Source organism: Pseudomonas sp. LBUM1674, from assembly GCF_059695635.1.
The window spans coordinates 2,454,203-2,469,770 of record NZ_CP166779.1 but is presented as its reverse complement, the minus strand read 5'-3'; the positions used below and the strand labels follow the sequence as shown (position 1 = coordinate 2,469,770).

The 15,568-nt window shown below is 61.5% G+C and carries 13 protein-coding genes and 1 pseudogene; 6 read left to right on the top strand and 8 right to left on the bottom strand.

Annotation, left to right across the window (positions count from 1 at the left end):
• Nucleotides 1-56: 56 nt before the first annotated feature.
• The 5 genes from ycaC to ACA067_RS11490 all read right to left on the bottom strand — a co-directional run bounded on the left by ycaC (nt 57) and on the right by ACA067_RS11490 (nt 4,841).
• Nucleotides 57-683: an isochorismate family cysteine hydrolase YcaC gene (ycaC, locus tag ACA067_RS11510; RefSeq protein WP_497441292.1), complete on the bottom strand. Its 627-nt coding sequence runs from the start codon at nt 681-683 to the stop codon at nt 57-59.
• A 69-nt stretch (nt 684-752) separates the two neighbouring features.
• On the bottom strand, nt 753-2,591 hold the full coding sequence (locus ACA067_RS11505) for an amidohydrolase (RefSeq protein ID WP_497461862.1): 1,839 nt from the start codon (nt 2,589-2,591) through the stop codon (nt 753-755).
• Nucleotides 2,588-3,178, bottom strand: a complete 591-nt coding sequence (locus tag ACA067_RS11500; protein ID WP_497461861.1) for an antibiotic biosynthesis monooxygenase — start codon at nt 3,176-3,178, stop codon at nt 2,588-2,590. The genes ACA067_RS11505 and ACA067_RS11500 overlap by 4 nt, the downstream gene beginning before the upstream one ends.
• Complete coding sequence (locus ACA067_RS11495; protein WP_497461860.1) at nt 3,171-3,587, bottom strand: DoxX family protein; 417 nt, start codon at nt 3,585-3,587, stop codon at nt 3,171-3,173. The genes ACA067_RS11500 and ACA067_RS11495 overlap by 8 nt, the downstream gene beginning before the upstream one ends.
• Nucleotides 3,588-3,911: 324 nt before the next feature.
• Nucleotides 3,912-4,841 (bottom strand): LysR family transcriptional regulator, encoded by a 930-nt coding sequence (locus tag ACA067_RS11490; protein ID WP_497461859.1) that lies wholly within the window; start codon nt 4,839-4,841, stop codon nt 3,912-3,914.
• A 158-nt stretch (nt 4,842-4,999) separates the two neighbouring features.
• Here ACA067_RS11490 and ACA067_RS11485 point away from each other — a divergent pair, with 158 nt between their 5' ends.
• A complete protein-coding gene (locus ACA067_RS11485; RefSeq protein WP_497461858.1) occupies nt 5,000-5,452 on the top strand; it encodes a helix-turn-helix domain-containing protein in 453 nt (150 codons plus the stop codon).
• A 46-nt stretch (nt 5,453-5,498) separates the two neighbouring features.
• Here ACA067_RS11485 and ACA067_RS11480 read toward each other — a convergent pair whose 3' ends face one another.
• On the bottom strand, nt 5,499-6,323 hold the full coding sequence (locus ACA067_RS11480) for an alpha/beta fold hydrolase (protein WP_497461857.1): 825 nt from the start codon (nt 6,321-6,323) through the stop codon (nt 5,499-5,501).
• Between the two features lie 180 nt (nt 6,324-6,503).
• Between ACA067_RS11480 and ACA067_RS11475 the strand changes: the two genes are divergently transcribed.
• Complete coding sequence (locus ACA067_RS11475; RefSeq protein WP_497461856.1) at nt 6,504-9,302, top strand: ATP-binding protein; 2,799 nt, start codon at nt 6,504-6,506, stop codon at nt 9,300-9,302.
• Here ACA067_RS11475 and ACA067_RS11470 read toward each other — a convergent pair.
• Nucleotides 9,267-10,751: an ATP-binding protein gene (locus ACA067_RS11470; protein ID WP_497461855.1), complete on the bottom strand. Its 1,485-nt coding sequence runs from the start codon at nt 10,749-10,751 to the stop codon at nt 9,267-9,269. The genes ACA067_RS11475 and ACA067_RS11470 overlap by 36 nt on opposite strands.
• Nucleotides 10,752-10,935: 184 nt before the next feature.
• Entirely contained in the window at nt 10,936-11,886 is a 951-nt protein-coding gene (locus tag ACA067_RS11465; RefSeq protein ID WP_497461854.1) for a GlxA family transcriptional regulator, read from the bottom strand.
• A gap of 326 nt (nt 11,887-12,212) precedes the next feature.
• Between ACA067_RS11465 and ACA067_RS11460 the strand changes: the two genes are divergently transcribed.
• The 4 genes and pseudogenes from ACA067_RS11460 (at nt 12,213) to ACA067_RS11445 (ending at nt 15,567) form a co-directional block, all read left to right on the top strand.
• Entirely contained in the window at nt 12,213-12,935 is a 723-nt protein-coding gene (locus ACA067_RS11460; protein WP_497461853.1) for a pirin family protein, read from the top strand.
• Nucleotides 12,936-13,078: 143 nt separating this feature from the next.
• Nucleotides 13,079-13,414: pseudogene (locus tag ACA067_RS11455) on the top strand (YbfB/YjiJ family MFS transporter); the annotation flags it as partial.
• Nucleotides 13,411-14,409 carry an NAD(P)H-quinone oxidoreductase gene (locus ACA067_RS11450; RefSeq protein WP_497461852.1) on the top strand — a complete coding sequence of 333 codons (999 nt, stop codon included), beginning with the start codon at nt 13,411-13,413 and terminating at the stop codon, nt 14,407-14,409. The pseudogene ACA067_RS11455 and the gene ACA067_RS11450, both read left to right, overlap by 4 nt.
• 213 nt (nt 14,410-14,622) lie before the next feature.
• Nucleotides 14,623-15,567 carry an alpha/beta hydrolase gene (locus ACA067_RS11445; RefSeq protein WP_497461851.1) on the top strand — a complete coding sequence of 315 codons (945 nt, stop codon included), beginning with the start codon at nt 14,623-14,625 and terminating at the stop codon, nt 15,565-15,567.
• Nucleotide 15,568 lies beyond the last annotated feature (1 nt).

The window sequence follows — 15,568 nt, the reverse complement described above, 5'->3', positions numbered from 1 at the left end:
GTTATCGTTGGCGATTTTCGCGAGCAAGCTCGCTCCTACAGGGGATGTATCGTCTCTTACCTGGAGGTGAGCACCGAATAGCTGTTCATCAAATTGCGGTAGTTGGGAATGCGCGGCGACAGCAGGTTGGCCAAGCCTTCCATGTCGTTGCGCCAGTCGCCCTGCAGTTCACACGCCACCGAGAACCAGTTCACCAGTTGAGCACCGGCGGCCGACATGCGCGCCCAGGCCGCCTGCTGCACGGTTTCGTTGAAGGTGCCGGAAGCGTCGGTGACCACGAACACTTCAAAACCTTCGGCCAGCGCCGACAGGGTCGGGAAGGTCACGCAAACATCAGTCACCACACCGGCGATGATCAGCTGCTTGCGGCCGGTGGCTTTCACGGCCTTGACGAAATCTTCGTTGTCCCAGGCATTGATCTGGCCTGGACGCGGAATGTACGGCGCATCCGGGAACTGCTCTTTCAACTCAGGCACGATCGGGCCGTTCGGGCCGTTTTCGAAGCTGGTGGTCAGGATGGTCGGCAGCTTGAAGAACTTGGCCACGTCGCCCAGGGCCAGCACGTTATTCTTGAATTCATTCGGCGAGAAATCCTGGACCAGCGAAATCAGGCCGGTCTGGTGGTCGACCAGCAGCACAACGGCGTCATCTTTGTTCAGGCGTTTGTAGGGAACGTTGCTCATGGGTAACTCCTCGGTGGATAGTTATCGCTAGGAGTGCCGGCCCAGTGGACCGACGCTTTGTTGTGATCGTCAGAAGGCAAAACACGAGCAGCCAAAGGCGCCCCAGAAACCGGCGAAATCGCTGACCGGCGCGTTGGACAACCGCGCCCGTTCATGACTGTGGGAATGCACCGCGCACGGCCCGTTGCAATGGTGAACCTGGGCCTGCATCGGCGAAGTCGGGCGCCAGTGACCCGGCACTTTGACCACCGGAGACCAGTCCGGCAGCACCGGCACGCTGGCGGGCCCGAGTTTTTCGAAATCACCGGCGGCGTACACCACCTTGCCGCCGACCACGGTCAACACCGACTCGATCCACTTGATCGCCTCTTCGTCGACACTGAAAAAGTCCGCGCTCAGCGCCGCCAGGTCAGCCAGTTGGCCGACCTTGATCATGCCTTTCTTGCCCTGTTCGGAAGAAAACCAGGCGCTGCCGTGGGTGAACAACTCCAGCGCGGTCTGCCGGGAAAGCCCTTCGCTGTGCAATTGCAGGCCACCGACGGTGCGGCCGCTGACCATCCAGTACAACGAGGTCCAGGGATTGTAGCTGGACACCCGCGTGGCATCGGTGCCGGCGCCTACCGGTACTCCTTCGGCCAGCATGCGCTGGATCGGCGGCGTGGCTTCGGCGGCCTTGCTGCCGTAGCGCTCGACGAAATATTCGCCCTGGAACGCCATGCGGTCCTGGATCGCAATCCCGCCACCCAGCGCCCTCACCCGCTCGATGTTCTGCGGGGTGATGGTTTCGGCGTGGTCGAAAAACCAGGGCAAGCCATTGAACGGAATATCGCGGTTGACCTTCTCGAACACGTCGAGCATGCGGCTGATGGACTCGTCATACGTTGCATGCAAACGGAATGGCCAGCGCTGCTCGACCAAATGGCGAACCACCGGCTCCAGCTCGTCTTCCATGGTTTGTGGCAAGTCCGGGCGCGGCTCGAGGAAGTCTTCGAAGTCCGCCGCCGAGAACACCAGCATTTCCCCGGCGCCGTTGTGGCGCAAGTAATCGTCACCCTGGTGCAGCGTCACGCTGCTGGTCCAATTCTTGAAGTCGGTGAGCTCTTCCTTGGGCTTCTGAGTGAACAGGTTGTAGGCGATGCGAATGGTCAGTAGCTGGTCTTTGGCCAGCTGTTCGATCACCTGGTAATCGTCGGGATAGTTCTGGAAACCACCGCCGGCATCGATGGCGCTGGTCAGGCCGAGACGGTTGAGCTCGCGCATGAACTGGCGGGTCGAGTTGACCTGATACTCCAGCGGCAACTTCGGCCCCTTGGCCAGCGTCGAGTACAGAATCATCGCGTTGGGCCGCGCCACCAGCATGCCGGTCGGCTCACCGTTGGCATCGCGCACAATCTCGCCACCCGGCGGGTTCGGCGTGTTGCGGGTGTAGCCGGCAACGCGCAACGCCGCACGGTTGAGCAAGGCGCGGTCGTACAAATGCAGCACGAACACCGGCGTGTCGGGCGCCGCCTGGTTGAGTTCTTCCAGGGTCGGCATGCGTTTTTCGGCGAACTGGAATTCGTTCCAGCCACCGACCACCCGCACCCACTGCGGTGTCGGCGTACGGTCGGCCTGATCCTTGAGCATGCGCAGGGCATCGGCCAGGGACGGTACGCCTTCCCAGCGCAGTTCGAGGTTGTAGTTCAAACCGCCACGGATCAGGTGCAGGTGCGAGTCGTTGAGACCGGGGATGACGCAGCGGCCCTTGAGGTCGATGACCTGGGTACCCGAACCGCGCAGGGCCATGGCTTCGGCGTCGGTGCCGACCACGACGAAGCGACCGTCGCTGATGGCCACGGCGCTGGCACGCGGATTTTCCCGGTCAACGGTATGAAATTGGCCATTGAATAAAATCAGATCGGCGCTCATCGCGTTTCCTTAGGCTGAGTGGAAGAAGAAAGCCAGGGCGCGAACAAGCGTGTCGCCATCGGCATGAACAGGTACACCACTGAAACCACGATGGTCAGGGTGATCAGGAACGTCGCGACCACGTAGTGCGAGAGGAAGGCGTCGAGCTGCAACAGCGGCCCCCAGATCAGCGGCACCAGCAAGGTGTGCGGCAGAATCACCAACAACGTCACCACGGCCTGCTTCCAGCGCGGCGGGGGCGTGTTGGTTTCAGCCTGCGGCGCGAACCAGAACTCGTTGACCGGGTTGACCTCGGTCTGGTCGCCGTCGGCGAGCATCGGCGTGGCTTCGTTGACCAACTCAAGCCGCTGCGGCGAGTCGAGCCAGCGCTGCATCACCTCGGTGGAGCAAAAGCGCAACACGCAGGTGTACAAGTCGAGCCCGGCGCTTTTGCCGCGAATCACATCGACGCCCAAGTGCCCGTCTTGCTGCCCGGCGATACTGACGATGTTGCGCAACCAGGCTTCGTAGGGCACTTCAAAACCCGCCTTGATCCGGTGTTTGATGACCAGGGTCACGACTTCTTCGAAACGATTGGATTCAGGCATAACGCAAAGCTCCGGCAAGTCGGACATTGAGCGCCAGCCGTCCAGGCCCGGCGATAAAAAGGCTGGTGAACAGTATCAACAGCAGCCAGCCGAACTGCCCTTCATCAAGGCTCCATTGCGGGTGCACAACCAGCAGCGCGATCAACAACACAGCCAGAATCGGCAGGCACGCCAGACGCACCAATACCCCGACTATGATCAGCAACGGACACAACACCTCGGCAAAAATCGCCAGCATCAGCGTGACGTTCGCACCCAGGTGAAACGGGTCTTCGATGACTTGCAGTTGCGCACTGTAGTCAAGCAGCTTTGGCAGGCCGTGCACCCACAATAAAAACAAGCCAGCGCTGACCCGCAAAAAAAACAGCCCGACGTCCTGGGCCCGTTCATCCCATCGCAAAGCGTTCATGGGCTACCTTGCACAAATCAAAAAACGACCGGCGTCGACGCGCCGGGACCGGGTTTGATAGTGCCGGGGTGGAAGCGAGGAAAATTGGATGTACGTGCTCTTTTTTCAGGTTGAGCTGGAACTACGACCCACCGCAGATCCCGGTAGGAGCCGGCTTGCTGGCGAAGGCGTTTTCATGGGCGATGCAAGGCTTGAGGCCGTCTTCGCTGAGGTGCGGCGATCCGACAAGCCAGCTCCTACAAGGGTCGGGGTACATCCGGGAAATCAGGTCGGTTGTCAGGCCGCAGAAATGGGTATGTACACTATCAGCAGGAGCTTGGTCGGCTACGAGGTCGCCAACGGGACATTCAGCGGCTCTGACATAAACTGGCTTATCCGCGACCGCAACCACTTCTCCGCCGGATCATTATCATGCACCCCGCTCCACGCCATCGACAGCTGCGCCGCCTCTATCGGAAACGGCGGTTCCTCGGCGCGCAACGCACACCCCTCAACCAACGCACACGCAGCATAATCCGGCACCGTCGCAATCATCTCGGTCCCGGCCAGCAACGCCCGCAGACCACTGAACTGCGGCACCCCCAACACCACACGCCGACTACGCCCGATCTTCGCCAGATCAAGATCAATGTTGCCGCTCAAATCGCCAGAAAACGACACCATCGCATGCGGCCGTTCACAATACTCATCCAGCGTCAGCGTCCCCGCTCGCTTATCACCACGCAGCACTTTGCAAGGAATGTCCCGCAGCTTCTTGCGCTTGGCATTGGCCGGCAGATCCGTGGTGTAACTGACCCCCACCGAAATCTCCCCGGACGCCAGCAACGCCGGCATCAACAGGTAGTTGGCCCGACGCACCACAACAATGATCCCGGGCGCCTCCTCCCGCAGTTGCGTCAATAACGGCGGAAACAAGCCGAACTCGGCATCGTCCGAAAGCCCGATGCGAAACACATCGCAACTGGTCGCCGGATCAAACTCCTTGGCCCGGCTCACCGCACCGGAAATAGTATCCATCGCCGGCTGCAACTCCTTGAGAATCGCCAGTGCCCGCGCCGTCGGCTCCATCGCGCGACCGTTACGCAGCAACAACGGATCATCGAACAAATCCCGCAACCGCCCCAACGCCGCACTCACCGCCGGTTGCCCCATGAACAGCTTTTCCGCCACCCGGGTCAGGTTCTTTTCGAACATCAAGGCCTCGAAAATCACCAGCAGGTTCATGTCGACGCGGCGCAGATCGTTACGGTTCATAGGCACGGTTCCCTTGTGTTTTCGGCCAGGCACGAGGGTGGCGATTGTGTCTGACTTTAATCGAGACTGCCCGCTGCAAACGAAGAATTAACAACGTTTAACTCGCCTGCCAGAGCCCCCGCCACCAAGAATGATTGCCACCGACACGGACATTCGCCATGGCTCACTTTCAGCAAAACGCCGCTCGCGCGGCAGTCACTGAAACGAAGAAAAACACCGGTGGCCTGACCCCGTGGCGCGAGAGCCTGGTCAAGCGGCTGATCCTCGAACGCCTCGGTGAAACGCTGGAAGTCACCGAACTGGCACAGGCCTGCGCGCTCTCGCGCAGCCACTTTTCCCGCGCGTTCAAGTGCAGCACCGGGCTTTCACCCCAGGACTGGATTCGTCATCAACGCATTGCACGGGCCAAGCAGCTGATCCAGAACACCGACCTGACGCTGACGCAAATCAGCCTGGAATGCGGTTTCTGCGATCAGGCGCATTTCTGCCACATCTTCACCCGCAGCGAGGGTATCAATCCGTTTGCCTGGCGCTGTCAGACCCTGCGCGGCCATGAAAGCAAAAGATCGCAGCCTTCGCCAGCTCCTACGGGTGTCCACATACCCCTGTAGGAGCTGGCGCAACCTGCGATCTTTTGCGCTTGCCGCGCCGGGTGCATCAACCCTTGAGGAACGCCAGCAGATCAGCGTTGAGCTGATCCTTGTGGGTATCAGTCAAGCCATGGGGCGCACCGGGGTAGACCAACAGCTGCGAACCTTTCACCAATTTTGCCGAAGCCATGCCCGCCGCTTCGATCGGCACCACCTGGTCCGCATCGCCATGTACCACCAGGGTCGGCACATCGAATTTTTTCAGGTCTTCGGTGAAGTCGGTTTCGGAGAACGCCTTGATGCAGTCATAGGCGTTCTTGTGGCCAGACGTCATGCCTTGCAGCCAGAACCAGTCGATCATGCCCTGGGACGGCTTGGCCTCCGGTTTGTTGAAACCGAAGAACGGCCCGCTGGCAAGGTCGATGTACAGCTGCGAACGGTCGGCCAGGGACGCCTGGCGGATGCCGTCAAACACTTCGATCGGCAGGCCGCCGGGGTTGGCTTCGGTCTTGAGCATCAGCGGTGGTACCGAGGAAATCAGCCCGGCCTTGGCCACGCGGCCAGTGCCGTGGCGACCGATATAGCGCGCCACTTCACCGCCACCGGTGGAGAAACCGAACAGCACCGCATCCTTCAGGTCCAGCAGCTCGATCAACTGCGCCAGGTCGTCGGCGTAGGTGTCCATGTCATTGCTGGACCACGGCTGGCTGGAGCGGCCATGGCCACGGCGGTCGTGGGCGATCACTCGATAGCCTTTGGAGGCCAGGAAGATCATCTGCGATTCCCAGCTGTCGGCATTCAACGGCCAACCGTGGCTGAAGACGATGGGTTGGCCGGTGCCCCAGTCCTTGTAATAAATCTCGGTGCCGTCGCGGGTGGTGAAAGTACTCATGGCGATGTCTCCTTTGCGAGTGTCGGGTGGGATAGCAATCGGTGAGTGACTCATGCGTTCTGCCAGTCGCGCCACTCGGTCTTCGGCATGCTCTTGACGCTACAGTCCTTATAAGAGAGTTTTGGGCGCAGACCTGACGCAGTACGAGTTAATCGTTGTTAATTTCCGCGGAGTGACCCGTTGCCCCTTTCCCCCGAACAAGCCATCCATTTCGGCCCCTACCGGATTTATCCTGGCCAACGCCTGGTGATGGAGGCCGACCAGCCACTGCGCCTGGGCCGGCGAGCCCTGGACATTCTATTGATCCTGCTGGAACACGCCGGGAATGTGGTCAGCAAACAAGCGCTGATCGCCCGGGTCTGGCCAAAAAGCATAGTGGAAGATATCAACCTGCGTGTGCACATGGCTGCACTGCGCAAAGCCCTCGGCGACGGTCAGGCCGGCCAGCGCTACATCGTCACCGTCGTCCAGCGTGGCTACAGTTTTGTCGCGCCCTATTCCCTGGAACAGGTCGAGCCACATCCCGCGAGCGAAGCCCTCCCACCGAGCGGGCACAACCTGCCCGTGCGCCGAACCCGCCCGATCGGTCGCCAGTCACTGGTCGACAGTCTGGTGCTGCAACTGGCGCGCCAGCGCTTCATCACCCTGGTCGGCCCAGGCGGCATCGGCAAGACCACCGTGGCTTTGCGCGTCGCCGAACAGCTGATCGGGCGCTACCGGGACGGCATCCGCCTGCTGGACCTGGCACCGATCAACGACCCGTCGATGATCACCCACCACCTGGCGACACTGCTTGACCTGTCACTGCACGATGCCGAACCCGTGAGCGGCCTCGCGGCGTGCCTGCGCGAGCGGCAGATGTTGCTGGTGATCGACAACTGTGAACACCTGATCGATGCGATCGCGGTGATGAGCGAAAGCATCCTGCGCGGCGCACCCCAGGTGCATATTCTGGCCACCAGCCGCGAGAGCCTGCGGGCCGAAGGCGAATACGTCCAGCGCCTGGACTCGCTGGACTGCCCTCCCCCCATCGCCGACCGCGCCCAGGCCCTGGGTTTTTCCGCGCTGCAGTTGTTCGTCGAGCGGGCGATGGCCAGCCATGACAGCTTCGAACTGACCGATGACGAGTTGCCGCTGGCAATTGAAATCTGCCGTCGTCTGGACGGCATTCCGCTGGCCATCGAACTGGCGGCGGCGCAGGTGGGCAGCCAGGGCCTGAGTGGCCTGCTGGAGCAACTGCAAGGCAGTTTTCGCCTGCTCACCCAAGGCGGTCATTCAGCGCCGGGGCGCCATCAAACCCTGCGCGCCACGCTGGACTGGAGCTTCGAACTGCTCAGCCCGTGCGAGCAGACCTGCCTGCGTCGACTGGGGATGTTCAGGGGTGGCTTCACCCTGGAGTCGGCAGCGGCGGTGATTGTCGGCGAACACATCGAACCCCGCGCGGTATTTGGCTCGATCACGCAACTGGTGGCCAAATCGCTGCTCAACGTGGAAGTGGGCGATGAAGAAGTGTTCTACCGTCTGCTCGACACCACCCGCAGCTATGCCCTGGAAAAACTCGACCAGGTCGCCGATTTGCAGGGCACCCGGAAACGCCATGCCGAACATTGTCTGACCCTGATGCGTCAGGCCCGGCACGACTGGGAGCTGGTCAGGACCAGGCTATGGATCGAGCGCTATGCCCGCAGCCTGGAAGACATTCGCTCGGCACTCGACTGGGGCCTGACTGCCCAAGGACCGCAGACCTTGGCGATCCATCTGGCCGCGACGTCCACGCCGCTGTGGCAGGAACTGTCGCTGCTCAAGGAACACGGGGCCTATGTGCGCAAGGCTCTGGCCTTGCTCGACGCAGCGCCCGAGCCCTGCGCGCAATTGAAAATGACCCTCAAGCTGGCCCTTGGCAGTTCGTGCTACCACACCCAGGGCGGTACGGCGGAAACGGTCGAAGCCTTCGTCAACGCCCGGGCGCTGGCCAAATCGTGCAACGACCTGGACGGTCAACTGCGAGCGGTGTCCGGGCACATGGCGGTCAACCTCGGTTGCGCCAACTATCAAACGGCGCTGGAGCAAAGCCGACAATTCGACCGACTGGGGCTGCAGGGCGATGCGCTGTTGTCCCTGAGCGCGCAGCGCTTGCGGGTGCTGGCCCTGCACTTCGCCGGCGATCAGTCAGCGGCACGGGTGAATGCCGAACAGGTCCTGCAGCGCATGGCCCAGAGCGGGCACCTCAACCGCTTTACCCACGGTTTCGGCGTGCAATACGACCAGAGCGTTGCCGCCCTGACCATCCTGGCGCGCATTCTCTGGTTGCAGGGCCAACCGGAACAGGCCTGGCGCACCGCCCGCCAGGCGCTGGATATCGCGATCCAGATCGACCACGGCACGTCCATCTGCTACACCCTGGCGCTGGCCGGCTGCCTGATCGCCCACTACAACGGCGAGACCCGTACCGCCCGCGAACTGTTGCGCCTGCTGCTGGAGCAAGCCCGGAAACATTCGGTGCTGTTGTTCTATACCTGGGCCCGCCACTATGCGCAGGTGATCGACCAAGCCGACGCGCGGCCGCTGCCACAACCGGGCAGCGGGCTGATCAAGGACATCATGGTCACGCTGGACAGTGGTTTCGTCGATGACGCCTTGCTGCACCGGGCCGATACCGGCGCCGCAGGCTGGAGCACGGCGGAGATCCTGCGAGCCAGGGCGCAAGCGCTACTGAGCAAAGACTGCCCGCTGAAAACCGCAGCGGCCGAGGCGCTATTGATCAGGGCACTCAACGTGGCAAAAACCCAGGGTGCCCTGGCCTGGCAACTGCGTTGCGCCACCTCGCTGGCACAGCTTTGGCTGCGTCAGGGCCGTTATGGGCAAGCCCATGAGCTGCTGGCGCCGATCTACCAGCGGTTCACCGAAGGCTTTACCACGCCGGACCTGATGAAAGTCCGACGGTTACTCGACCAGCTGCAGCGTCACCTGGCCGCTTGAGGCCCAGCGCGCCCGGCTGATGTAGCGGGCGTAGCGCATTTCGAAGGCACGCAAGCCCCCCTCGTGTTCGAGTTTCTCCAGGGCGTAGCTGCGAGTGGTGTTGAGGAAACGGTAACGGGTCACGCCGTTGCCCTGCTCCCGCGACAGCAAGGATTTGAGCGCCAGGCGTTCGATCACTTCGGCCAGGCGGCCGGGCAGCAACTGCGCGCAACCGATCACGCCGATTGCCGCTTCCAGGGTAAAGGCCATTTTGAATACTGCCAGGCGCTGCAATACGGTCTGCTCCAGCGGACCCAGCTGTTCGTAACTCCAGTCCAGCGCCGCTTTCAGGGTTTGATGCCGTGGGACCGCCGTGCGCCGGCCCTGGGTCAGCAACTGAAAACAATTGTCGAGCTGGGCTTGCAAACCGACCAACGCCAACGCGTCGATTTGCGCTGCCGCCAGTTCGATGGCCAGGGGCAAACCATCGAGCCGCCGACAGATTTCCCTTACGACCTGGAGGTCCTGTTCGCGTAGGACAAAGCCTTGCTGACGGGTGCGGGCACGGCTGACGAACAACTGCACCGCCGAATAGCTCATGGCCTCGGCCACGCTGTGCAACGCTGAAGCCGGCGGCACCACCAGGGGCGGCAAACGCTGCACCGTTTCCCCCGGTGCCTGCAACGGTTCGCGACTGGTCACCAGGATCGACAACCGGGGCGCTGCCATCAGCAAGTCCTCGACCAAAGTCCGGCAGGGTTCGAGCAGGTGTTCGCAGTTATCGAGCAGCAGCAACGTATGCCGTTGCGCCAACACTTCAAGGCTGGTGCCAATGTCCAGTTCGAGCGCACGCGTCAGATGATCGACCACTTGTGCCGGGTCATCGATCACCGCCAGATCGATCAGCCAGACGCCATCCTGGTAGTGCTGCAACAGCAACTCAGCCACGCGCAATGCCACGGTGGTCTTGCCGATGCCGGCGGGACCGACCAGGGTCATCAACCGACGAACCGGCAACTGCCGCACCAGGCTGCCGACAATCGAGTCCCGACCGGTCACCGGCGAGAGCCGCGCGGGCAGGTTGTGCGGGGTTTTCTGCAGCGTCTCGATCGAAACCGGCGCAGCTTCCGGCTCGTGCTGCACCGGGGCGATAAAGCTATAGCCGCGTTGCGGAATATTGACGATATAGCGCTGCCCGTCCTGGCCGTCGGCCAACGCCCGGCGCAACGCGGCAATGTGCACCCGCAGGTTGATTTCCTCGACCACCGACGTCGGCCAGACCCGAGCGATCAGTTCGTCCTTGCTGACCACTGTGCCGGCACGCTCCACCAGCACCTGCAAAATATCCAGGGCCCGTCCACCCATGCGTAGCGGTCGATCACCCTGCAGGATCAGTCGTTGGCGCAGGTGAAACACATAGGGGCCGAATCGCAGCAGCGCTTCGCTGTTCAAATCTCTGAGGCTGTTCATGCACGTTCTCGTGCTGAAACCTGACCGGCGCACAGTGCAGCAACGCTCCATCGCACACGCCATCCAGGCTCCCGCATCTCCATCTCAAAGGGTTCAGCGCTATCTTGGCAGGCCTCGGTGACGGTACAACCACCACGGTGGGAGCGCCGCGGCCATCAGGGTGCGCACAACGGACAAGAGCGCTCTAGCTGAACTGTTCGCGGTACTGGGTCGGGGTCAGGCCGAGCTTTTCACTGAACAGGAAACGCATGTGCCGCACGCTGCCGAAACCACTTTTGAAGGCCACGGTCTTGAGTGGCAGGTCGCTGGTTTCCAGCAGGTTCCGCGCGCAATCGATTCGCGCACTTTGCAAAAACTCCATGGGCGTCATGTTCACTTCCCGGGCAAAGACCCTGGCGAAATGGCGTGGGCTCATGGTGGCCAAGCCGGCCATACGCTCGATGCTGAAGGTTTCATCGAGATGCTCGAGCATATAGTTCTGCACGCGGGTCACCGGCGTTTCCTGGGGGGCGACGGCGGCCGTCAACGGGCTGAATTGCGCCTGCCCGCCCTGGCGTTTCATCACCACCAGCAACACCTTGGCCACGTCCTGGGCGACTTTCTTGCCATGGTCTTCGGCGACCACCGCCAGTGCCAGGTCGATGCCGGCAGTGACACCGCCGGACGTGATGAGGTTGCGGTCCAACACGTAGATCTGGTCGGTCTCCACCGTCGCCTTGGGAAAACCCTTGATCAGCCGTTCGGTGTAGTGCCAGTGGGTGGTGACGCGGTAGCCGTCGAGCAGACCGGCATGGCCCAGCACGAAGGCGCCGGTGCAGATCGAACCATAACGGCCTGCGCGGCTGACAGCGCCTTGCAGCCAGCCGAGCAACGGCGGATGTTTTTCGTTATAGGCACCGGGACCGCCGGGCACCAGCAATAAGTCATAGGCTTCACTTGCCTGATCGATGTGCCGGTCGGCCTGGACGCTGACGCCGTTGGAGGCCCGCAGCGCACCGTGTTCGGTACCGATGGTCGACAGCTCATAGCGCTCGGCCTTCGGCAGATAACGGTTGGCGATGGAAAACACTTCCATGGGCCCGGCCATGTCGAGCAGGAGAAAGTCGGGGAACAGCACCATTGCCACGGTTTTCATGGGATCAAAATCACTGAGGTAAAAAAATAATACTGAATAAACACCGCCCCCTGTGGGAGCGGGCTTGCCCGCGAAAGCGGTGTGTCAGTCACCGGTCATGTTGAATGTGCCGACGCCTTCGCGGGTAAGCCCGCTCCCACAGGTAAGCGTCCCGCTTAAGGGTTATGACCACGCGAGACATCGAACAAGCATACTTGAAAAGCCGTCTATAACTGTCAACCTGTACGAGACAGTATTTCAATTTTCACCTACTTATTGCATCCACCAGTAACCATTAACCTTCTCCTCACTCGGACGAAGCAACGTCCCCACAGGAGAACTTCATCATGCTGACCCTACGCAAAGCTTCTGATCGCGGCGCCGCCAATCACGGTTGGTTGAAGTCCTACCATACCTTTTCCTTCGCCAACTACCGCAACCCGAAAGAGCAGGGATTTTCCGACCTGCTGGTGATCAACGATGACCGCGTGGCGGCCGGTAAAGGGTTTGGCCAGCACCCGCACCGCGACATGGAGATTTTCTCCTATGTGCTCGAAGGCGCCCTGGAACACAAGGACACCCTGGGTACCGGTTCGGTGATCCGCCCCGGCGATGTGCAACTGATGAGCGCCGGTAGCGGCGTCGCCCACAGCGAGTACAACCACTCGGCGGCCCGGCCGGTGCATTTCCTGCAAATCTGGATCGTGCCGGAAGTCAGCGGCGCCAAACCGCGTTATCAGCAGGAACACTTCAGCACGCAGAAGAAACGCGGGCGTCTGCAACTGATCATTTCCCCTGAAGGGACAGAGGGTTCGCTGACGGTGCGCCAGGATGCGCGGGTGTATGCCGCGCTGATCGATGGCAAGGAAAGCGCCAGCCTGGAACTGGGTGCGAATCGCTATGCTTATGTGCATGTTGCTCGCGGTAGTGTCGAACTTAATGGTGTGCCGTTGCAGGAAGGTGATGGTGTACGGGTTCGCGATGAACGGGTGCTGAGCTTGGGCAAGGGTGTGGATGCAGAGGTGTTGGTGTTCGACCTGCGCCCGCAGGAACTGCCGGAAATGCCATAAGATTTTAAGATCGCAGCCTCGTTTCACTCGACAGCTCCTACAGGGAACACCAATCTCCCCGGTAGGAGCTGCTGCGATCTTTTAAACGTTACTCACCCGTCCCCGGAAACACCGCGACAATTTCATCGATGACCACACGCACCCTGGCCGTATGCCGCAATGAACTGATCCCGAACCATCATCAGCAGCAGATCGCCTGGAGCCGCGCCACGGTCTCATTCGCCACGTTCCAGGCCATCGCAGGGTTTGCCTATTCGGCGTTGTTCAACGCCAGCGGCGGGCAGCATGCAGTGATGTTTGTCATTGCGGCGGGGGCTATTGTTGTGGCGCTGTTGTTGGAATTGGGTATGCGGTTGCTGTACCGGCCAGCGACTGGAGCCCTGTGCCGCTCCCACATTGATCGGTGTAACGAACTGAATGATTTGTACATTCAGGTGATCCCATCTACAGATCACCTTCCAGACAGGTATACGACATGACGTTGCCCCAAACCATGACCCAGATTGAAATCACCCAACCCGGCGGCCCCGAAGTCCTGCAACCACGCCAGGTACCCATCCCCACCGTAGCGGCCGGCGAGATACTGATCCGCGTCCACGCCGCCGGCGTCAACCGCCCCGACGTGATCCAGCGCGCCGGCAAGTACCCGATGAAACCCGGCATGAGCCCGATTCCCGGGCTGGAAGTAGCCGGTGAAGTCGTGGCGATCGGCCAGGGCGTCAATGAATTCATCCTCGGCGATAGCGTGTGTGCGCTGACCAATGGCGGCGGTTATGCGCAATATTGCGTCGCCCCGGCCAGTCAGGCGCTGCCGATTCCCCAAGGCATGGACTGGTTGCAAGCCGCGGCGATCCCGGAAACGTTCTTTACCGTGTGGGCCAACCTGTTCGACCTCGGTGGCGCCAGCAAGGGCCAGCGCGCCTTGATTCATGGCGGCACCAGCGGCATCGGCACCACCGCGCTGATGCTGTGTCGCGAATTCGGGATCAAGGCCTTCGCCACGGCGGGCAGTGAAGAAAAGTGTGCGGCGATCCGCAAGCTGGGGGCCGAGGCGATCAACTATCGGGAGCAGGATTTCGTCCAGGTCATCCAGGAGAAAACCGCCGGCAAAGGCGTCAATGTGATCCTCGACATCATGGGCGGCTCGTACCTGAACCCGAATCTCGCGGCGCTGGGCATGGACGGTCGACTGGTGATGCTGGGCTTTCTCGGCGGCGCCAAGGCCAATGAGGTCGACCTGATGGCGATCCTGGGCAAACGCGCGACGATCACCGGTTCCTTGATGCGCGCGCGTACCCGCGAAGAAAAAGCCTCGATTGCCGAGCAGTTGCGCGAGTACGTCTGGCCCGTCCTTACCGCCGGGCGGTGCCTGCCGATGATCGACAAGGTCTTTCCATTGGAGCAGGCCGTGCAGGCGCATGCCCGGATGGAAGCGGGCGAGCACATTGGCAAGATTGTGTTGCGGGCGGATTGATACAGGCAGTCCTGACCGGCGCTACTCCCCTTGTGGGAGCGAGCCTGCTCGCGAAAGCGGTGTGTCAGCTGACATCAATGCTTAATGTCATACCGCATTCGCGAGCAGGCTCGCTCCCACAAGGGGTCGGGTGAACGGCTGTCGAAATTTTTCCCGCGCTGAGCACACTTCTGCTAAAACCCGAACTTCATTTTTTTTACCGGGGACCGCCCGATGCCCGCTTCCCTCCTCGCTCGTCTACGCCAACGCTGGCTGCCGCTGCTATGCATGGCCGCGCTGCTCGTCGGCCTGCCGGTGGGTTGCGCGGTGCTGGAGCATAAGGAGCGGGAGTTGTTGTTCCGCATCGAACCGGGGAATGCCAGTTGGTACAGCGGGTTGCCGAGCAGTGTCGAGGAGTTCGAGCTGCAGCCCAAAAGCTTCAAGGCCGGGCAAAGTATCCATGGCTGGTGGTGGCCGGCGGAACGGGCGAATGCGCCGGCGATCCTCTATCTGCATGGCGTACGCTGGAACCTCACCGGGCAATTGTTTCGCATCCAGCAACTGCAGGCACTGGGTTACTCGGTGCTGGCCATCGACTACCGCGGTTTCGGCCAGAGTCACGGCGACCTGCCGTCGGAAACCACGGTGTACGAAGATGCGCGGATTGCCTGGGAACGCTTCAAGCTCCTGCAACCGGACGCGAACAAACGGCTGATCTACGGTCATTCTCTCGGCGGCGCCGTGGCCATCGACCTGGCGGCCGAGTTGGGCCAGGCAGCTGCAAAAGAGCAGACCCCGGTGCCGGCTCGCGGGCTGATCATCGAGTCTACTTTCACTTCTCTGGCCGACGTCGCCACGGCGATGGCCAATACTTCCCTGCCGGTGCGCTGGCTGCTGTCGCAGAAATTCGATTCCATCGACAAGATCGCCGAGATCAACATGCCGCTGCTGGTGGTCCACGGGCTGGACGACCGCTACGTGCCGCCGCGCTTCAGCGAGCAACTATTCAATGCCGCCCTGGAACCCAAGCGTCTGTTGCTGGTGCCCGGTGCCTCGCACAACAACAGCATGAGCCGGGGTGGGCAGACCTACCGCAAGGCGCTGGATAGCTTGATTCAGTCGTCGCCGCCGGCCCAGGTCGCGGGGCCGGCAGTGCCTCGGCGCGCTCAGGATTCCTGAG